Annotated in this window: 18 protein-coding genes, 4 tRNA genes and 1 pseudogene; 13 read left to right on the top strand and 10 right to left on the bottom strand. The window is 42.8% G+C overall.

Annotated features, from left to right (window positions below):
• Positions 1 to 22: 22 nt before the first annotated feature.
• Both KT990_RS10780 and rnr read right to left on the bottom strand, forming a co-directional pair.
• Positions 23 to 433 (bottom strand): hypothetical protein, encoded by a 411-nt coding sequence (locus tag KT990_RS10780; RefSeq protein WP_005168702.1) that lies wholly within the window; start codon positions 431 to 433, stop codon positions 23 to 25.
• A gap of 79 nt (positions 434 to 512) precedes the next feature.
• Complete coding sequence (gene rnr, locus KT990_RS10785; protein WP_218208776.1) at positions 513 to 2,960, bottom strand: ribonuclease R; 2,448 nt, start codon at positions 2,958 to 2,960, stop codon at positions 513 to 515.
• A gap of 263 nt (positions 2,961 to 3,223) precedes the next feature.
• On the opposite strand from rnr, the gene KT990_RS10790 reads away from it, so the two are divergent.
• From KT990_RS10790 to KT990_RS10805, 4 genes are all read left to right on the top strand, one after another.
• Positions 3,224 to 3,313: transfer RNA gene (locus tag KT990_RS10790), tRNA-Ser, on the top strand.
• A 16-nt stretch (positions 3,314 to 3,329) separates the two neighbouring features.
• A tRNA-Arg gene (locus KT990_RS10795) sits at positions 3,330 to 3,406 on the top strand.
• A 48-nt stretch (positions 3,407 to 3,454) separates the two neighbouring features.
• A tRNA-Arg gene (locus KT990_RS10800) sits at positions 3,455 to 3,531 on the top strand.
• 295 nt (positions 3,532 to 3,826) lie between these two features.
• Positions 3,827 to 3,903, top strand: a tRNA-Arg gene (locus tag KT990_RS10805).
• A gap of 105 nt (positions 3,904 to 4,008) precedes the next feature.
• On the opposite strand, the gene KT990_RS10810 is transcribed toward KT990_RS10805, so the two are convergent.
• On the bottom strand, positions 4,009 to 5,307 hold the full coding sequence (locus tag KT990_RS10810) for a hypothetical protein (protein WP_100329346.1): 1,299 nt from the start codon (positions 5,305 to 5,307) through the stop codon (positions 4,009 to 4,011).
• Positions 5,308 to 5,467: 160 nt separating this feature from the next.
• Here KT990_RS10810 and KT990_RS10815 point away from each other — a divergent pair, with 160 nt between their 5' ends.
• The 4 genes and pseudogenes from KT990_RS10815 to yddG all read left to right on the top strand — a co-directional run bounded on the left by KT990_RS10815 (position 5,468) and on the right by yddG (position 8,625).
• Positions 5,468 to 5,965, top strand: a complete 498-nt coding sequence (locus tag KT990_RS10815; RefSeq protein ID WP_005168696.1) for a YcxB family protein — start codon at positions 5,468 to 5,470, stop codon at positions 5,963 to 5,965.
• Between the two features lie 42 nt (positions 5,966 to 6,007).
• Positions 6,008 to 6,649 carry a fumarylacetoacetate hydrolase family protein gene (locus KT990_RS10820; RefSeq protein ID WP_100357810.1) on the top strand — a complete coding sequence of 214 codons (642 nt, stop codon included), beginning with the start codon at positions 6,008 to 6,010 and terminating at the stop codon, positions 6,647 to 6,649.
• Positions 6,650 to 6,802: 153 nt separating this feature from the next.
• A pseudogene (locus tag KT990_RS10825) lies at positions 6,803 to 7,741 on the top strand (DMT family transporter).
• A complete protein-coding gene (gene yddG / locus KT990_RS10830) occupies positions 7,738 to 8,625 on the top strand; it encodes an aromatic amino acid DMT transporter YddG (protein ID WP_005094096.1) in 888 nt (295 codons plus the stop codon). The pseudogene KT990_RS10825 and the gene yddG overlap by 4 nt, the downstream one beginning before the upstream one ends.
• 30 nt (positions 8,626 to 8,655) lie before the next feature.
• Here the strand turns inward: yddG and KT990_RS10835 are convergent, their stop codons facing one another.
• A complete protein-coding gene (locus tag KT990_RS10835; protein WP_005094095.1) occupies positions 8,656 to 9,903 on the bottom strand; it encodes a YihY family inner membrane protein in 1,248 nt (415 codons plus the stop codon).
• A gap of 114 nt (positions 9,904 to 10,017) precedes the next feature.
• Between KT990_RS10835 and wrbA the strand changes: the two genes are divergently transcribed.
• Entirely contained in the window at positions 10,018 to 10,614 is a 597-nt protein-coding gene (gene wrbA, locus KT990_RS10840; RefSeq protein ID WP_218208777.1) for an NAD(P)H:quinone oxidoreductase, read from the top strand.
• A 53-nt stretch (positions 10,615 to 10,667) separates the two neighbouring features.
• Here wrbA and KT990_RS10845 read toward each other — a convergent pair whose 3' ends face one another.
• Positions 10,668 to 11,090 carry a hypothetical protein gene (locus KT990_RS10845; RefSeq protein WP_100329343.1) on the bottom strand — a complete coding sequence of 141 codons (423 nt, stop codon included), beginning with the start codon at positions 11,088 to 11,090 and terminating at the stop codon, positions 10,668 to 10,670.
• 869 nt (positions 11,091 to 11,959) lie between these two features.
• On the opposite strand from KT990_RS10845, the gene KT990_RS10850 reads away from it, so the two are divergent.
• From KT990_RS10850 to KT990_RS10860, 3 genes are all read left to right on the top strand, one after another.
• Positions 11,960 to 12,337: a hypothetical protein gene (locus KT990_RS10850; RefSeq protein ID WP_005094089.1), complete on the top strand. Its 378-nt coding sequence runs from the start codon at positions 11,960 to 11,962 to the stop codon at positions 12,335 to 12,337.
• Entirely contained in the window at positions 12,331 to 13,536 is a 1,206-nt protein-coding gene (locus KT990_RS10855; RefSeq protein ID WP_100357806.1) for a CsgG/HfaB family protein, read from the top strand. The genes KT990_RS10850 and KT990_RS10855 overlap by 7 nt, the downstream gene beginning before the upstream one ends.
• 83 nt (positions 13,537 to 13,619) lie before the next feature.
• Positions 13,620 to 14,282, top strand: coding sequence for a hypothetical protein (locus KT990_RS10860; protein ID WP_034608358.1), 663 nt, complete (start codon positions 13,620 to 13,622; stop codon positions 14,280 to 14,282).
• Between the two features lie 310 nt (positions 14,283 to 14,592).
• Here the strand turns inward: KT990_RS10860 and KT990_RS10865 are convergent, their stop codons facing one another.
• The 3 genes from KT990_RS10865 to KT990_RS10875 all read right to left on the bottom strand — a co-directional run bounded on the left by KT990_RS10865 (position 14,593) and on the right by KT990_RS10875 (position 16,817).
• Entirely contained in the window at positions 14,593 to 15,168 is a 576-nt protein-coding gene (locus KT990_RS10865; RefSeq protein WP_005094083.1) for a xanthine phosphoribosyltransferase, read from the bottom strand.
• An 88-nt stretch (positions 15,169 to 15,256) separates the two neighbouring features.
• Complete coding sequence (locus KT990_RS10870; protein ID WP_370982144.1) at positions 15,257 to 15,940, bottom strand: DUF3108 domain-containing protein; 684 nt, start codon at positions 15,938 to 15,940, stop codon at positions 15,257 to 15,259.
• A gap of 190 nt (positions 15,941 to 16,130) precedes the next feature.
• Complete coding sequence (locus KT990_RS10875) at positions 16,131 to 16,817, bottom strand: hypothetical protein (RefSeq protein ID WP_159138916.1); 687 nt, start codon at positions 16,815 to 16,817, stop codon at positions 16,131 to 16,133.
• A gap of 261 nt (positions 16,818 to 17,078) precedes the next feature.
• On the opposite strand from KT990_RS10875, the gene KT990_RS10880 reads away from it, so the two are divergent.
• The gene (locus tag KT990_RS10880) at positions 17,079 to 17,936 is read left to right on the top strand and encodes an energy transducer TonB (protein WP_005094077.1); all 858 of its coding nucleotides are present in this window, start codon (positions 17,079 to 17,081) and stop codon (positions 17,934 to 17,936) included.
• Between the two features lie 180 nt (positions 17,937 to 18,116).
• Here KT990_RS10880 and ybeY read toward each other — a convergent pair whose 3' ends face one another.
• Both ybeY and KT990_RS10890 read right to left on the bottom strand, forming a co-directional pair.
• Positions 18,117 to 18,599 carry an rRNA maturation RNase YbeY gene (gene ybeY / locus KT990_RS10885; protein WP_100329342.1) on the bottom strand — a complete coding sequence of 161 codons (483 nt, stop codon included), beginning with the start codon at positions 18,597 to 18,599 and terminating at the stop codon, positions 18,117 to 18,119.
• Positions 18,600 to 18,621: 22 nt separating this feature from the next.
• Entirely contained in the window at positions 18,622 to 19,698 is a 1,077-nt protein-coding gene (locus KT990_RS10890) for a PhoH family protein (protein ID WP_005094064.1), read from the bottom strand.
• Between the last annotated feature and the right edge of the window lie 37 nt (positions 19,699 to 19,735).

Genomic DNA, 19,735 nt, shown 5'->3' on the forward strand with positions numbered 1-19,735 from the left:
AAATATCAGTGATTTGAGTTTTTCATAAGTTTAAAGGGTGCTGATACCAATACGTGACTTTCATGGTGATAGGATTATTATCTAAAGCCTCTCTGAGGCCGCCATATTGTCCCCAATCGTATATATAGCTCTGATTGGGTGGAAATACTTTGACTCCATGTTTGAAAATACCGCTATCAAAATAATCTTTTGAAGCATTTAATTTTTTAATTCCGAAGGCCCGTTTAGGAATGGGTTGATCACTCGATATTTGTACATTATAGGCAATGGATTTTCCTATATTCTTTATATGTAGTTGAATGAAAGATTGCTTACCGTAATGCGGAAGAGCAAAAACTATAATTTGTGGTTGCTGATCAGATTTAAATACGGCATAAGTCACAAGCAAAGCCATTAAAGAAATGATCAAAGTAAAAATAGTTATGGTATCCATTCTTATAATTTTTCCTATTTTAATATTTTGATTATAAATAAAAAAGAGCGCCTTAGCGCTCTTTTTATACCGTCAAAAATTATTCAGTCTTGGCTTTTGCATTCGACTTTTTCTTTTTCACTTTGGTCTTTTTCTTTACTTTATCTTTAGCCTTTGCTTCAGGCTTTGCTGCAGATTTTTTAGCAGACTTGCTGTTGTAAGAGCTGGGTTTTCCTTTGGCTTTTTTGCGTCGTATGGGCTGTTCTCCATCGGCATTCAGGCTGGATTTAGACTCGCGCTCATTCTTGCTAAAAACCTCTTCTGTTGCTGCTGGACGTACTGCCGGTTTTTTCTCGCTCACGCGCGGCGTACGGGCACGGATCGCACGGCCGGCATGACTGAGCTGCTGTACCAGTTCAAAGTCGATCTTGCGCTCTTCCAGATTGACACCAGCCACCTTGATCTTGACTTCATCGCCCAGACCAAAGACCTGACCACGATTCTGGCCGACCAGATTCTGACTGACTTGATCAAAGACAAAGAAGTCATCGCCCAACTGGCTGACATGCACCATACCATCTACATACAGGTCTTTTAGCGTCACAAACAGGCCAAACTCTGCTGTGGCACTAATGATGCCAACAAATTCTTCGCCCAGATGCTGCTGCATATAATGACATTTCAACCAGGTCGTCACCGAGCGAGAGGCTTCATCGGCACGGCGTTCAGTGGCAGAGAAATGTGTTCCTGCTTCATCTAAAGCTCCACCTGAAAGCGGAGATGGCTTTTTATTTAAATGCGCTTTAATGGCACGATGCAATAACAGGTCTGGATAACGTCGAATTGGCGAAGTGAAATGTGTGTACGCCTCATAAGCCAGACCGTAGTGCCCCGCATTGTTAGGGCCGTAATAAGCCTGCATCATGGAGCGTAATAACACCGCATGAATGCTTGGTGCATCTATGCGGTCTTTGGTCGCTTCAATCACCGCCTGATAATCTGCTTGGGTCGGTTGCTCCGGGAATTTCAAACCAAGCAGCTTGACGAAATCACGGACTTTTTGAATACGCGAGAATTCAGGTGGCTCATGTACGCGGTACAACATCGGAATTTCATTTTTCAATGCATATTCTGCGGCTGCCACGTTGGCCAGCAACATACATTCTTCAATCAGCTTATGCGCATCATTACGACTACGCGGCAAAATCTCTTTAATTCCGCCCAGCTCATCAAAAGTCATATACGTTTCAACGGTTTCAAATTCCATGGCATGACGTTCAGCACGTAAACCTTTCAGAACCTGATAGAGTTGGAACAGGGTGTTGATCGACTTGCGAACTTCGCGATCTTCGGTAATGGCCTGACTGTCGCCTTCCAGATATTGGGCGACCTGATCATAAGTCAAACGTGCTTTAGAGTGCATCACGGATGGATAGAACTCAAAACCGGTAACACGACCGGCACGTGACAGTTTTAAATCACAGACCATACAGAGACGATCAACAGCCGGATTTAAAGAACACAAGCCATTCGACAATGCTTCAGGCAGCATTGGTAAAACAAAGTGCGGGAAGTAGACAGAAGTTCCGCGTTCCTGAGCTTCATCGTCCAGTGGTTTGCCTGTACGTACATAATGACTGACATCGGCAATCGCTACGACCACGCGATAGCCACCGCCCGGACGTTTTTCAGCATATACTGCATCATCAAAGTCACGTGCATCTTCACCATCAATGGTGACCAAAGCTAAATCACGCAGATCCACACGACCTTCACGGTCTTTTTCTGTTGGTTCTTTAAAGCTTTCTGCATCCTGAATCACTTCTTCCGGGAATTCATACGGTAAACCATATTCTAAAATGGTTTGTGGAATGATGATTTCGGTATCGGCTTTATCTGCCATGGACTGGACAATATGACCGGTCGCAAATTCTTCACGGGTCGGATAAGTATCAATCGCCACGCGAATCGAATCACCCAGATTGACTTGCGCATGTTCAATCAGTTCTTTTTCAAGAGTAATGGGCTGATGCGCATTTGGGCTGGCAGGTTGAACAAAGTATTCACCTTCATATAGGGAAACTTTACCAATGATCTGCTTAACGCGGTGCTGCACAACTTCAGTCACATAACCCCAGGCTTTACCTTTACGGTCTACTGAAGTTTGACGTACTTTGACACGGTCGCCATTAAAGACCAGCCGTAGTTCACGCTCAGCCAGTAAGAGATCGTCCTGGCCAGAAATGTTGGCAGTTCCCATCCCGCGGGAATTGATATAAACCGTCGCTTCGGATTCAGGCTGCTCGACGGCAATCTGGAATTTATAACCATCTTTCATCAATTGCCCGTCACGCACCATCGCAATTAAACGATGGCTGAGAGCATCAATACTTTTTTGATCTGCGATTTCGAAATGTTCTACCAGGTCGGCATGAGACTGGGCATTATTTTTTTCTATGGTTTCTAAAATTAGCGTACGGCTTGGGATAGGGTTGTCATAACGTTCGGCTTCAGCTTTTGCTTCAGGATCGACCCAGTTTTTCATCATGTCTTTAAATTTATCTTAGGAGATAGGTTTAGCATAAAACATGTGTGCGCAGACTGCACGTAAATGATTGCAATAATCCATTTAAGTTTTCAATTTTCTGTTCATTTTAGATAACTGGAAATTTATTCGGTTTTTTGAGCAGGAAAATGTACGAAAAATCGCTGAATTGCTTAAAAAGTATTTAAACGAGCAAAAATATGCACTTTTTTTCGATGCTGCGCTTGCAGTGCCATGCCGAAATTTGTATTATGGCCGCACGTTACGGTGAGATGGGTGAGTGGCTGAAACCACGTCCCTGCTAAGGACGCATACGGGTAACTGTATCGAGGGTTCGAATCCCTCTCTCACCGCCACGCTTACTTATGTCGCGCGCTCATAGCTCAGCTGGATAGAGCACTTGGCTACGAACTAAGGGGTCGGGAGTTCGAATCTCTCTGAGCGCACCAAGTAAGTTAAGCAAAAAAACGTATTGCCAACCTAGGCACACAAGTTACGCGCTCATAGCTCAGCTGGATAGAGCACTTGGCTACGAACTAAGGGGTCGGGAGTTCGAATCTCTCTGAGCGCACCAACTTGAACAATCAACCGCTTTCATAGCGGTTTTTTTGTGCCTGAAATTTGGGAACATCTTTCTTGGTATTTGCTGTGTACTTTTCATCAGGATGAAATGGAGCTTGTCGCCACATTGAATACAGCGTCAAAGTCCGGATGGTATTAATTGTTTTTAGCTCTAAATGTGCAGAAATTCTCACAGAAAACTGTAAATACTGCTGTATCGTTTAATTACTATACATTCAGTTGTGCTTTTATTAAAAAACACTTAACAAGCCTTAAAAAAGCCGTATAATGCACCCCATCAAGACGTCGCGCTCATAGCTCAGCTGGATAGAGCACTTGGCTACGAACTAAGGGGTCGGGAGTTCGAATCTCTCTGAGCGCACCAATCTTGATAAGAATTCTGAAAAAACCGCACATTGATGCGGTTTTTTTACGTCTGTGATATTTAACGCTTTTTCATATAAAAAACCAATAACTACCGATTCGTTGATTATCTTAATTTTTGCTGTACCTTGAGTGCATAGACGGTATTGCCACCCACCGCAGGTAATACATCGTGATAGGGCAGACTGCGCATGGCCCTTAATAAAAACGGTGCCTGATCATGAATCTTCATGCTGCTGGTGATTTGGAACAGATTACCTTGTGATTGCGGCAATAGCTTCATGCCGCCTTTGACAAACTTTAAGTCGCCACCATTGGCATTGAACTGATTCTGCAAGGGATCGGGCTGGTAAAAACGCATCTTGAAGTTGAATGGAATCTGAATCACGCCTAAGCCCACTGAAACTTTATAGTTGGCATCTACACTTTGGGTATTGATCGGGTTAAGTTCGACTTTCTTGATCTGGCGTGGGAAAAGCTGTTGACTGGCTTGTGCAGCCAACCACGGTCGTAGCTTGTCTACCGAATGCGGAAAGTATTGATAGGTGCTGCTAAATCTCAAATTTTCTGACGCTTTTCCTTCTTTAATCTGATAGCTGGGCAAAATAAAACTGACCGGTTGGCCGGATTTTTGACTAAGCTGGGCAATCTTCTGTAGCTGTTGTGAATTAAATTTCAGTTGTGGAGTCGGGGCGGTGAGTGTTGTGGCATGACTGGTTTTAAAGCGCTGTTGCAGTGCTTCGAGTAGAAATGCGTTGGTACTGGGAGGAATGCCAAGTTTGGCTTCAGGCAGGGCATTGAGAATCTTACTGAATAGAAAACCTTTGGGCTGGTTCAGGTCGCCCCACTGGGTCACTGTCACCAGAGTTCTGTGCGGATCAAGCGCGAACCATTCCAGTTTTCCCGCGCCATAAGGAATGGGTGCATCAATAATTAAAGTGCTGATGCTGTTATTGCCCAGATGATGCTGCATCACCACGGTTTCTTTGAAGTTCAATATCGGAATTGGTGTGGGGATATGCACCTGATATTTGACCTGCTGAATCGAGCCTTGCTGTTCTAGAATTTTGGCCGACTTTAAAGTCGGAAACAGGCCAACATAATCCGGATAATGCTGTAGCAATTTCTCGACCTGTGTTTCAGCCACAGGCAAAACCACGGCGGCACTATAAAATTGTGCCTTGCTGGTGGCCTTACTGTTTAAGGTAGGAAGCTGGGTTTTAGTCACCGGATGCGCATAAATCAGAATCCTTTCGCCTGTTAATTCTGCCAATTGTTGGGCATTGCCCGGATAAGCACTCAGGCTACTGGGTAATTCTGCATCCCAGGGAATGATCTTGGCCAGTGATAGAGTAGACAGACCCGAACAGATACCGATTGCAATACATTGCTTGAATCCTTTCATTCAACATCCTGTTGCATATTTTTTGTTTTAATTGCTGTTTATTTAAAACTAAATACACGTTTTTCCAAAGCAAAGTTATGTAATTGATGCGTCAGGCCATAAGCATTGTGCATATTTTGCTATAGTATTGGGCAAGATTTTATTTTTTTGATGTGATGCTATGACTGAGTCAGCACCGACTTTATCGACCCGTTATTTTCTGACTTTAGAAGAATCTCAGGATGGTTTTGCCTTGGCGACTTTTGGCAAAAAGCAGATTTCACGTTTTCTGACGCCTCTGGTCAGTATCGGGATTATCCTTTGGGGCTTTTCGATGGGCTTTGACGGGGTAGGACGCTATTACGTGGCTTTGGGGGCATTCTTCCTGATCCTGCAAGGCATCATGCGTTACTGGTTTCTACCGATGATGTTTAAACGCCAGTTCGTCAAATATCAGTTTGGTAAGAGTGAGCAAGGCCTCGATCTGTATCAGGACTATGCGGAGATTTTTAATAATGAGCGTAGCAAGCTGGTAGCGTATAGTGAAGTGCAGAATTTTGCTGCCGGCAAACTGACCTATATGCTGGAACTGAAAAACCGTACCGTCATCATTGTGCCAAAACGTGCCTTTAAAGATGCGACTGAGCAAAACATTTTTGAGAATGCATTTAAAAAATAATCCAGAGATCGATATAAAGACAAATAAAGGAAAGTTTTGATCATGAGTACACGCCCATCCAAAATTGTCTGCGTTGGTCGCAGTTATGCCGATCATGCCAAAGAACTCGGAAATGCGATCCCTGATCGTCCGGTCTTATTTATTAAGCCACCGAGTGCCTTAGGCTCGCTCGATGCAGGGATTGAATGGAATCCGGAGTGGGGCAACTGCCACTATGAATGTGAACTCAGTTTGCGTATTGACCGGACTTTAAGCAAAGAAAATGATCCTGTAAAAGCACTGCAAGCGGTGGGTGCGGTGACTTTAGGTCTGGACTTGACCCTGCGTGACTTGCAGGATGAACTCAAGAAAAAAGGCCAGCCTTGGGAACGTGCCAAAGCCTTTGATGGTTCGTGTCTGTTGTCAGACTGGATTCCTGTGAATGATGTGGTCGCGGACTGGCAAGATGTGCATTACACTTTGGAGGTGAATGAAGAACTGCGTCAAAAAGGCGATACCGCTTTATTGATTTTTGATATCGCGACTTTACTGGCAGATATCAGCCAGGTATTCACTTTAGAAGAAGGTGATGTGGTGATGACGGGTACACCCGCAGGTGTGGCGGCATTGCATGCAGGCGATCAGTTGAAAATGACCCTGAAAGGCCAGTCTCAGGATTATGTCTGGACGACTTGGGTTAAATAAGCTGAACGTTATTTTTTGACTGAAAGGACTGCGAGTGCAGTCCTTTTTTATCGAGTTTTAAAATATTTACAGCGCTGGCAAAATAATAGAAAAGTATTGTTTTACCGCAGAGAAGATTATAGTGGGCACTTTAAAGCGGTCACAGGAGTAGGGGTGAAGCAACGTCAGGCGCTAGATGCCAAAGCATCTGCCATCATGTTTGTATTATGTATGTTGTGGGGGCTACAACAGGTCGTGCTGAAATAGGCGGCCAGTGATATTTCAGCCTTGATGCAAATTGCCTTGCGTTCAGCCTTGTCTGCGATCATGGTGTATCCCCTGATTCAGCAGAGCGTGCGCCGTCAGCTTTTGAGCACCCGCTATTTGCCTGCAGGATTGCTGGTCGGAATACTGTTCGCAACCGAATTTTATCTGATTGGGGAAGCACTACGCTATACCTCAGCTTCGCATACCATTGTTTTGCTTTATACTGCGCCGATTTTTGTCGCATTGGGTCTGCACTGGAAATTGCCGGCAGAGCGTTTGTCGCGTGTGCAATGGGGCGGTATCTTCGTGGCATTTAGCGGGATTGTGGTCAGTTTTTTACTCAGACCACAGACAAGCTCTACTTTACAAACCGATGCTTTGTGGGGAGATTTTCTGGCCTTACTCGGAGGTATATTCTGGGCAGCAACCACTGTCAGTGTACGTCTGAGCCGACTGGCTGAAGCACCTGCCACCCAGACCTTATTCTATCAATTATTGATGAGCGGCATATTATTGCTACCTTTGGCTTTTTTTAGTGGGCAAGCGACCATTCAATGGACGACCCTGTCTATTTCCAGTCTGATCTTTCATACCGTGCTGATTTCCTTTGCCAGTTATTTGATCTGGTTCTGGATGCTGAAACATTATCTGGCTTCACGTTTGGGCGTATTTTCTTTTTTAACGCCTGTATTTGGCATGCTGTTTGGGGTGTTGATTCTGGATGAACAGATCGAACTGAATTTTATTATTGGAACCTGTATGGTCATGCTGGGCGTGATTCTGGTGGGCTTGCAGGGATGGCTGAAAAAACCGAATACAACGAATAATCCTCAAGAGCAAACATGAACGTCTGGTCGATGAAACTGGCCACCTGGATTGGCCTGTCTTCCATTCTGATCTGGGCCAGTCTGGTGGCTGTGGTCAAATTGATTACCGAATCTACCAGTCCGGTGCAGGGGATTGCCCTGATTTACACTTTTAGTAGTCTGGCGATTCTGGCATTGATTGGATTTCCTAAAATCAGGCAAATGTCCAAGCGCTATCTATTGGGTTGTGGGGCTTTGTTCGTTGCTTATGAAATTCTATTTCTTGTTGCAGTTGCCTGGTCGGATCACCGTGAACAGGTGATGCTGATTGCGATGATTAATTATCTCTGGCCACCTTTGATGATTGTCTTTTCGATATTTGCTCGGCAATTGCAGGCGCGTCTTTGGGTCATTCCAGGATTTTTGCTTGCTGTAGTCGGTCTGATGTTGGTGGTCAATCCTGAAATTACCAATCTATCGAAACTTATGCAGGTTTTAGCTGAAAATCCTTGGGCTTATGGCTTTGCTTTTATCGGTGCCTTGTTATGGCCATGTTATTGCATTCTGACCAGAAAATATGGTCGTGGACAAAACGGCGTACCGATTTTTTTTGTGGTCGCCGTCATTGCGTTATGGGGCTTACATCTGGGCTTGGATGAGCCTTTCAGGATGCCTTCATTGAAGCTCTGGCTGGAAATCGCCATAGTAGGCAGTCTGATCGGGATTGCTTATAGTAACTGGAATCAGAGCATGCAGTATGGCAATATCAAGGTACTGATTTTGGCCACCTATTTTATGCCAATTCTGTCTTCAGTTATGTCGATGCTGATTCTGGATATTCGGCCCGAGCTGAGTTTTTGGATTGGTACTGCTTTGGTGACCGCAGGTGCGATCGTCTGCTGGAAGTCTACGCAAACAACTTAAAAAAATCCTCTCAAGCGAGAGGATTTAGGATTATTTATTCCGGAACAATTCAGAAAGTGGAAAACTCAGCTTTTCTTCCAGATATTGATCGGTTTCCTGTAGTTTAGGCGAGAATTTCTGCATCCAGATTTCCTCGGTATGTGCCTCGGTGAAGTGATGCTTACGTGGCAATGGATAAGGAAGTTGCAGATAAAAGTCCCAAAAACTCACCTGATCCAGATCACGTACCAAGACATATTCATTGTCATCGGTACGTTTGATCAGATTTTGTTTTTCAAACATGCTCACATAGTTTGGCCAGCGACCAATTTCATCACGACCCAAAGCATCTAATGCTTCTGCTTCACTAATGCTCTCACCAGTTTTTTGCTTTTTATAAAACAGCTCTAATAGATCCAGCAGCATGATGATTGGGTGACGTTTATGATCCTGGCCAGATTCAAAGGCCGTCAGGGCATAACTGATCTCAACTCCGAGTAAGACAATATTCCAGGATAAATAAATCCACAGTAGAAAGATCGGCACAGCGGCGAATGCACCATAGACAATCTCATAACTGGTAAAGTTTGACATCACAAAACCGAACAGGTTTTTAAGCAGCTCAAACACCACTGCACTAAACAGGCCGGCAATAAATGCAGACTTGAGTGGCACACTGCGATTGGGGATGGTCCAGTTGAGAATGAAAAACCCGAGTACGGTCAGAGAAAAGGAAATGGCCCAGAGGACAAAAGCACCATTAAGTTCATACCCGGCAAAGTTATTGCTGAGGACACTCATGGAAGCCACGGTTGATGAAATGACGAAGGCACTACCCAGTAAAATTGGTCCCAGCGAAATGATAGTCCAGTAGCGCATAAACCCGATAATTCCACCTCGGGTCTGAGTCACTCGCCAAATTCGGTTAAAGGCTGTTTCGATACTGGTGAGCATCAATACGGTCGTAATGAATAAAAACAGGATACCAATCACGGTTAAATTACTGGATTTATCGGTAAAGGCATTCAGCGCTTTATCAAAGGCAATCGTGGTTTTGGGTAGAAAGTTACTGTAGATTAGCTGTTGCAATTGTTGTCGTGCAGGTTCTAAGGCTTTAATCGATGAAATAATGACCAAGAAAACCGTCAACATCGGCACGACTGCGAAAAGCGTAGTATAGGTCAGAGAACCGGCTTGCTCACGACAACGGTCTGCTTCAAAGCGTCGGAGTACGAATAAAATAAACTGAAACCAGTGTTTCTCATAAAAGGGTAACTTTTTTAAATACTCAACAATCATGTGCATCCAATCTCAATTTTTTTAATCATCATGAATTTTCATCCATTAGCTTAACCAAAAAAGTTACAGAATATCGTATAGTTTTATTTTTTTAAGTAATGAATAAGAAGCCTCATGCAACCTTATGTTCTTGTTTTATATTACAGCAAATATGGCTCAACGAAAGAAATGGCACATCTGATAGCCAATGGCGTTGAATCGGCAGGAATGGCGGTAAAAATTCGGACTGTCCCGAATATTTCTAGCGTTGTAACCGTAGCCGAGCCGAGTATTCCGGCAGAAGGAGATATTTATTGCAGTTTAGAGGATTTGGCCCAGTGTTCTGGCTTGGCCTTAGGTTCACCGACCCGTTTTGGCAATATGGCCTCAGAAATGAAATACTTTTGGGATCAGACCACCAGTCTATGGCTGAATGGTGCGCTGCACGGTAAGCCGGCCTGTGTCTTTACCGCATCGGGTTCCATGCATGGCGGACAGGAAAGTACCTTGTTGACTATGCTGCCACCATTATTCCACCACGGTATGATGATTATGGGGCTCAGTAATGCTACAGCTGCCTTGTCCAATACCAAGACTGGCGGTACGCCGTACGGTGCCAGTCATGTCAGTGGCCCACGGCATGATCAGGGTTTAAGCCCAGATGAAAAAGTTTTGTGCGAAGTACAGGGTAAACGACTGGCTGAAGTGGCTTTAAAACTCAATCAGTCTTAAGCATTAACTCACAAGGAAATGAAGAACTCACTCACTTCATTTCCTTCATGATATTAATCTTCTTTTTGATCTTTTTGATCTTTTTGATCTTTTTGATCTTTTTGATCTTTTTGATCTTTTTGATCTTTTTGATCTTTTTGAATAAATCTATGTTTGCATTTTAAACATTGATAATCCAAGAATAAATTACGGTCGACGGAAATCCCGGCTTTTTTGCCGAGGAAATTCCCTATTACGCCACCGGTAATGCCAACACTGATTGCCCCGACAAAAGTACCCACTGTCCCACCTAAAATTACACCTAAGGGGCCAGCAACAGTACCAATCGCTGCGCCAACGGATGCGCCAGAAGCAGCACCACCGACTGTACCCGCAGTAGCACCTGCCGAGCTCATGAGAATGCCACCAATTTTCTTTAAATTCTGTTCGTGATCACGCTGTTCGATGTCAGTGGAACCACATTTAGGACATTGCATAGGTTTTTCCATCAAGGATTGGTATTCACTTGTTTTAAGTTTATGGAGGAGATGCAATTTTCTCTAGATCAGCAGCTCTTCATAATATGCTGCAACAGCATATATACATGCTGAATCCTGAGGTCAGGAGCATTTCCTACCTTCCTGATTCTAGTTGAATTAACGCTCAAACATTGTATTTCAGCTGTAAATATATTTATTTTTATCTGCGTGAGTCATTTTTGAATTATTTCGATCATGCAGGACACTATAAGATTTTGGAGGTTTTTCTTCCTCAGTACTCTATCTATACACAGGCCTGATTGGCCATTTCTTTATATTCAAAGCAGCTGACGGTTTGCTGGCTGCTCTCAAAAGCTTGCAAACAGAAAGGATTCATTAAAGCTATTTGGCATTTTTTATCAAAAAAACAGCTTAAAATCGGCATTTTTTTATAAGTGGTTTTCATTCTCATTGATTAATTGTATTTTTAATAAAGTGTGATATTTATTATTATTAATGAGAAGTTCTAATAAAATAAAAATTTACAGATTTTTAAAATTAAAATAAATAATAATTTGGGTCGTGATTAGATAATTTATTTATTATTGATAAGATAAAAAATATATTATTTTAATCAAGTTTTTTAGATGATTATTATATTCATATATTTTCGATATAATGATTTCTTACAAATCACAAAATATAACAAAAATAATTATTATAAATAAAAACAAATATATGGGTTTTTTAATCAATATAAATAAATATATGAATAATGCTGGATTCTACTTTTCATTTTTTTATGTGATTTAATATTTTTCAGATAAATTTAATCTTACTCAACCCAAGAATTAAATAAATATCTTAGATCAGAGGATATTAAGATTATGAGAATATTAGTCATCAATCTGGGTTTATTATGTTTTTGTTTTTTAAACAATGCTTATGCCACATCTGATGAGTGGACGCAGCGTTGGAAATCATCAAGTGCCCGCTCCAATGAAAATCTAGTTCAAGCCAATCTGATCGAGCTCAAGGAGTCCGATTATTATTCTGGATTAGGTAGAACCACTATTTACAGTACCTCAACCACCTCTATAGGTACCGTAAATACACCCACCAACAATATCAATGTCGAAGGTTCAGACAACAACATCGATATTTCGAGTGAATTACTCAATGAAGCACCTGTCAATTCAAATACCAATCAAAACGCTCAGCGCTGTCCTAATTTAAGTACTCAATCAGGAGAGTCGCTATGCTGAATTTCTCCTTAACCCGAAAATATATATTTTCTCTGAGTATTCCTGTTTTTTTTAGCTCGTTTCTAACAGGTTGTACAGGTTTAGCTCCCTCAAACAAGAAAGCAGTTAGTCTGGTGCAAGGACCACCCATTACCGATATTTTTACCCCTTTTGATATGGCGCTCTCCTGCCTCAAAGGGCAACTGCGTAGTGATGTGAGTTTTTCTGTTGGCGCGATTCTGGATCAAACCGGTAAAGACGTAGTCACCAATGGCGGAAGTGGCAAAATGGTGACCCAGGGTGCGGGAGATATGGTGCAGTCTGCCTTGTTTCAGGCGGGCGTCAGTTTAATGAACCGACGTGATCCCCGGATTATCGAAAGTGAAGCCAAGTGGGGGATTCGTGATCCAAGGCAAATTCAGGCCTCCGATTATTATGTCACCGGCAGTATTAACAGTCTGGATTTTATTCCGGGTGGGGGGTTTGACATGCAAATTGCCGGAGTTGGCCCAAATTACAGTCAAACCCGTATTATGGTCGGTTTGGATTTATCTCTGACCGATACCCGCAGCAGTAAAGTGGTGGGTAATGTTTCCTTGCAAAAGCAGATTGCTGCACAGGATTATGGTCTTAGTGCAGGCAGGTTCGCGGGTCGTACACTGTTAAATATTCAAATTGGCAAGGGAGAACGAGAGGCGACTAATTTTGCCTTACGCCAAATGTTGAACCTGGCCACTTTTGAATTACTCAGTCAGGTCGTGCCACCGGCAGTGTTTGCAAGTTGCCGTGCGGAAATTCCACCTGAATTTGGTCGCTTAGATCTCACTCGCAGTTCTGTTGCCTTGCATAAATATAAGAAAAATCAGCAACAAATCAGTACCGATTCCAGCAACCCTGTTCAGGAATCGGCCTCACGTCAGGCAGATTCATCCAATGAAAAAAACAAGTCGATCAATTCACCCAGCAAAGATACCAAGCCGCCTAAGCAGAAAGAATCTGAGGTGATTCAGAATCCTGAAGCCGAGCCTGAAATGAGCAAACAGGAACTGATTAAATATATTAGTAAGACTAAGCGCCCATCTCCGACAAGCAAAATAAATGACAAAAAAGATGTTCAAGAACAAGCCAACAAAGAACAAGCTGAGGAGAAGTCATCCAGTTTATGGGATGCCAATCCAGAGGTAGTGGAGAATTACTGGTCTAATATTCAACGTGATTAAAAGATTTGAAAATGGGCTCGCTCCCATTGTCAGAAGAAGTACTTAGCGAGAGGTACTTCAAAATAACAGTAGGAAGAACAATGATGAAAAACACGATCAAAACAGTCGCATTATCCGTCGCCTTTCTGTCTAGTGCGGGGATGGCATATGCTCAAGAAACCAATGTGGAAGTAGATACCGGTTTACAAGCTACTCTGGATTCTATTTCTCAGCAGGTTGAAAATGGTTCTGCGCTGAATCTGGCAGTGAATACAGGTGATGTTGATGCAAGCGTTGATTTAGAAGCACTTGCAGGAGCAGTAAGAGAAGTACCAGATGCGATTAGTTCAATTGAAGGGACAATTGAAACTACTGCAATTGGTGCAGCGAACACAGGTAGTATCACGATTGAGCAAGGCAGCTTCAATCAGGTGATATCAGACGTATCAGATGAAACATATGACTATGATTTCAGTCAAGTCACCAGTGCAACGAATAATTCTGAAACCTTAGAAGAGTTATCCGAGGTTGCGGATAGTTCAGATCTCTCGGAAGTTGTAAGTTCATCACTGTCTACCAACTATAGTGAGCAGATCAATGAAACTTTAAGCAATTATAGTGTCGCGAACATTGCCTATAATGCGGGTACCATTGATGCCTCTGTCAATGCGATTGCAGAAGGAACTCAAACTGCTATTAACAATAGCATCACAACTACCGCTATCGGTGCTGTAAATAGCGGCAGTATTACTGTGACGGTTAAATAAACTCTTGTTCAAGGTGAACAGAGGTCTAATTATTTGCAGATAGTTAGACCTCTTTATCTTATAATAAAATTGCTATAACTGGTTGTTTATTCATCGGATAGAAAAATTATTTATTTTATGACACGATCTATTTTAGAGGTTTAATCACTTCGAATTTAAAAGTAAGCCATTTATCTAGGATCAAGTCAGGAATCATGAATAACACATTAGATTGAACTAGAGTCGAGCTTTGAATATTTTTAATTTATTTCATCAGATAGACAAAATAAAAAAGAGCGCATAAGCGCTCTTTTAAAATTGATTGTCGAGCTTAGTCGCGAACAAATTCAACTGTGCCATTTGCCAAAGATTTTACGCGTGCCAGTGACTCCACACGGTAGCCTTTTTCAAGCAGCAAGTCGCGACCAGGCTGGAATGATTTTTCAATCACAATACCAATCCCGACCACTTCTGCATTGGCCTGATGAATCAGATCGGCCAGACCCAGCGCCGCCTGACCATTCGCCAGGAAGTCATCAATCACTAAAACCTTGTCGGTTGAGCTGATGTGTTTATTTGAAATTGCGATGGTGCTTTCAGTCTGTTTGGTAAATGAAAACACTTTAGAGCGGTATAAATCATCTTTCAGGGTCAAAGACTGGTATTTACGTGCAAAGATGACAGGTACACCAAGTTCTAAACCTGCCATCACTGCAGGTGCAATACCTGATGCTTCAATCGTAATAATTTTGGTGATACCAGCATCCTTAAACAGACGCGCAAATTCTTGACCAATTAATTGCATCATGACTGGGTCAATCTGGTGGTTTAAGAAAGAATCCACTTTCAAAACTTCTTCAGAGAGAACGATGCCTTCGGCCAAGATTTTCTGTTCTAGTGCATGCACGGGAGAATCCTCAAGAGCAGGTGCTTTTTCAAGCAAAAGCGTATTGTAAAAAGCACCCGGAAAAAATCAAGTGAAATTCACCAAAATCTTAGTTGCTTGCACCTTTATAGTCAGTTAATAGCAAACCATAAGAGGTTTTCTTGTCTACATGCGAAACCTTGACTGGCAGATAGTCAAGTTTCGGTGCCAGCCAGAAGATGGTTTCACGACCCGGCTTGCTATGCTTCATCACCACCTTGATGGTATTAAAAGAACCATATTTGGTACTGACCGTTTCTGAACCTTGTCGAACAAACTTACGGCCTTCGACCTCTTTAGCATCAGCAAGATAATAATTCGATTTTAAGCCACCATTTTTTAGATCTTCACGAATTTGTAATTCCGCATTCAGTTCATCCAGAACATCGGCTCTCCAGGCAAAAGAACGCTTTTCATCATCTTTTCTGGTATTGATGGTTTTGCTGGAAGGATTAAAGTTAATACTCATGGTGTTGTTATGCACCAGGATTTTACTGCTACGACTGAAACTGCTGGAGCCAATCTTGCCGTTATTAAAGGTGAAACGGCTGGTTTCAGTTGCTGAAGCAATACCACCGGCTTTTGCAGCAAAGACGTAAGTCCAGTTATTGCCAGATTTACTCAGAGTACGGGTGGCAGAACCCATATTCTTGCCATTATAGCTAAATTGATAATTGGCTTGGAAAGGCGTCATGGCAAAAGCCTGGCTAGAAATACCAGTCAACAGTATTGCACCGCTTAGACCTGTGGTCATCGCTAAAGTCTTAAATACAGTCTTCACCATTAGTCATTTTCCTATATTGGTTAAACGGGCAAAACATCTTACTTGTTGTAGCTTTTATTCTTTAGGCAAAATATGGAAATTTAAGGGATATTTCTAGCAAAAATGTATCTTTCATGTAGTTTTTTTCAACAAAAGTTCAAAAAACGGGATTGGATGGTATTCAAGACGGATCTTTCTGTTTGATCGGGGTCACTAGGTTATCGTCCATTTCGTCTTCATTCCAATTTTCCTCTCTGTCTTGAGAAAGTTTTCTAAACAGGGCTGCCAGATTCACATTACCAATCACCACCAGTTCAGCTTCGCGAAGCACTGCATGATTCACATGAACTTTTCCTAGAGTGTCAATAATCGAACGGTTTTTGCCTAACCAGCGGTTCAAGTCCAGATACAGCAAGTCATCAATGACTTTAATAACGCCAAGTTTTTCCAGAATCATGCCCAATGGATCTTTGTTCAAGATGCGTTGATAGAAGAACAGGGCAAAACGCACCCCAAGCTTATACAACAGATTTGGATATTTGGCGTCAATAAGCTGTGTATCACTGATTTGCTCGAATACAATCAGCTGGGTGGTCTTATTCAGTTCCATCTGAACCAGCTTCAAGTCTACCGACAAAGTGATATTCAGGCCTTTATAGTCTAGTGTCGCGTAGAGACGCAGCCAGTCTTCATGCAGGTCTGCGTGTAAGTCTTTCAGTGCATCGACATTGTCGGTGACAAAGCGTTGAAAAGTTGCATTTAAGAAGACTTGCGATAAAGGGAATTCACGCTCATCCTCAATAAATCCTTCCGCCCTCTGATACACTTGGCGGATTCGGTTGGAAATATTGGAAATTAGCGTTTGCATATTGAAGCATCCTAGCAACTTTATTTTTGACTCGAAGTGTATCTTGTCGAATTGTATGAAAAATACAAGTATTCAAGCTTGAAGTTTAGCAAAATAAATAGCACCATTTTTATAGTTTTAGTTATGTAACGTTGAAGATTTGATGGATTTGGCATTTTTAAAATAGAAATGCCCAATTTGTTTGTTTTTAATCTTTAAAATACTTTTTTGGGGAACTGAACTCAGGACTGAGTTTGGGTAATGTGATAAACAATGATATTAATGCCTCTGGTCAGAACCTGGTGGAAAGATCCAGTGTTTAGCAGTGCCGTGCTCACCGCAGGCATTCTGCATTTGATCGTATTGACACTGGAATTTGGTATGCCGCAAGATCGGGAGACCAGCACCAAAGAAATTGCAGTCAGCTTGCGACAAACAGATGAAAAAATTGAACACGCTGATTTTCTGGCCCAGACAGACCAGCAAGGGTCTGGCAAGTTTCGAGAAGCGCATCGGATGTCGAGTGATATGCCATCTCCTTTGTTAGAGCAGAAGGCAGGGGAAGAACAACAAGAAAGTCCGGATCTGCTGCAACAGAAACAGGAACTCAGTTTTGAAGAAAAAGTGCTGATGACCACCTTGAGCTGGCAAAAACAGGCAGAAGAAAATCAGCGTAAAAAAATGCAGGAGCAGTTACAAAGCCAGTTTCAGGCCAAAGCAGCCATGGTGGCCAGTCTGGAAGCGCAATATTTACAGCGTCAGCAAAATTTTAGTCGTCAGCAAAAAATTAAAACTGTGGATGGCATTCAATCCAAGCAGGATGTCTCTGCAGCCTATCTGGAAAAGTTCCGTCAGAAAGTAGAGTTTTATGGCAATCAGTATTATCCGGAAGCTGCCAAGCAGCAGAATCTGGCAGGTGAAGTTCGTCTGATGGTGATCCTGAATCAGAATGGCGGGATTCGTGCCATCCGATTAATTGACAGTTCAGGACATGCCATGCTGGATGAGGCTGCGAAATCTTCTGTACGTAAAGCGGCGCCATTTGGTGCGTTTGATGCCAAAATGAAGGAAATTTCTGAATTGCGGATTATCCGAACCTGGCGTTTTGATCCGGCTGAAGCAGAGTTTGAAGTGCGTTAATTCATTCTAGTTCTCTCTCCCTTTGGGAGAGAGTTAGAGAGAGGGGTTTTAACAGGTATTAGAACCTCTCCCTTGCGAACTCAGAATATATTCTGAGGCTTCTCATCTCCTAGAAGAAGAGCGAATATAAAGCATTAAAAAAGCGAGCCTCAGCTCGCTTCCTTCATTTTCTTTTAAATCTTAATCTCGTTCCAGATAAGGATTTTCAAAACCCAGTTTGGCCAGAATTTCAATTTCAATGCCTTCCATTTCTTCCGCATCTTCATCTGATGTTTCATGATCATAACCCATTAAATGCAAGGTGCCATGCACCAGCATATGGGTGAAATGCGTCAACGGCGCTTTTTGCTGCTCAAGCGCTTCAGCAAGTACCACAGGAATGCAAATCACCAGATCGCCAATGGGAAAGGCATTCAGAAATTGCGCCATTTCATCTGGAAGATCGCTCGGAAAAGACAGGACATTGGTCGATTTGTCTTTGCCGCGATATTCCAGATTCAGTTTATGACTTTCATCATGATCGACACAGGCAATTCCGATTTCGCAATTACTTTGCGTACCGATATGACCTAAAGTGGTTTCGACTACTTTTTTAATAGAGGCACGTTTTAGTACCAGTTCAGGTGACTGAAAATCCTGCTGTAAGGAAAGACTAAGTTTCAACACAAATCCTTAAATTGAAAGCTTAATGCTGTGCATCTGCGGCAGCATTATTTTCAGCGATCAAGGCGTCCTGACGTGCTTTACGTTCTGCACGTGCTTCTGCACTTAAACGCTGCTGATCACTGTCCCAGCCTTCATAGGCTTCAACAATTTTCTGTACCAGTTGATGACGAACCACATCACGAGAATGAAAACGGGTGATATGAATTTCAGGAATTTTATCAATCACACGCAGGGCATGTGAAAGACCAGACTGTTGGCCGCGCGGTAAATCCACCTGCGTCACATCACCAGTAATGACCGCTCGAGAACCAAAACCTAAACGGGTCAGGAACATTTTCATCTGTTCAGGGGTGGTGTTCTGTGCCTCATCCAGAATCACGAAAGAATGATTCAAGGTACGGCCACGCATATAAGCGAGTGGCGCCACCTCAATCACTTGACGTTCGATCAGCTTGGCCACTTTCTCAAAGCCGAGCATTTCATACAAAGCATCATACAATGGACGCAAATAAGGATCGATTTTCTGGCTTAAATCCCCTGGCAAGAAACCCAGTTTTTCACCGGCTTCGACCGCAGGACGCACCAGTAGAATGCGCTGGATTTCATTGCGTTCCAGCATGTCCACAGCAGCAGCGACAGCCAGATAGGTTTTACCGGTTCCGGCAGGACCTATACCAAAAGAAATATCACTTTGCAGAATACGCTGTACATAACGTTTCTGGTTGGCACCACGCGGATTGATCCGGCCTTTACGGGTTTGTAACCAGACATTGTCCAGGCCGGTATGTTCTTGGTCTTCTAGATCTTGCTGGAGTTCACGGTCAGTCTGACTGCCCTGAATCATTAGGTGCAGGGTATCTGCGCTGATCTGCTGGCTCTGTTCAGATTCTTCGTGTAGACGTTGCAAGAGCATTTCGGCTCTTTCAACGGCATCGATTCCACCATCCACAATAAAACTCTCTCCGCGATGGGAGATTTTGACATCTAAACGTTGTTCAATTTGCTTCAAATGACCGTTATAAGCACCTAACATCGCTTGGATACGGTCCATTGAAATCCCAGGAAAAGCTACTGTACGTCGAATCGCTGCAGTCAAAGAGTATTCCTTATGAAGTGTACGTTATATGCTCTAC

It is taken from the genome of Acinetobacter sp. F9, from assembly GCF_019195275.1.
Lineage (GTDB): Bacteria > Pseudomonadota > Gammaproteobacteria > Pseudomonadales > Moraxellaceae > Acinetobacter > Acinetobacter pseudolwoffii.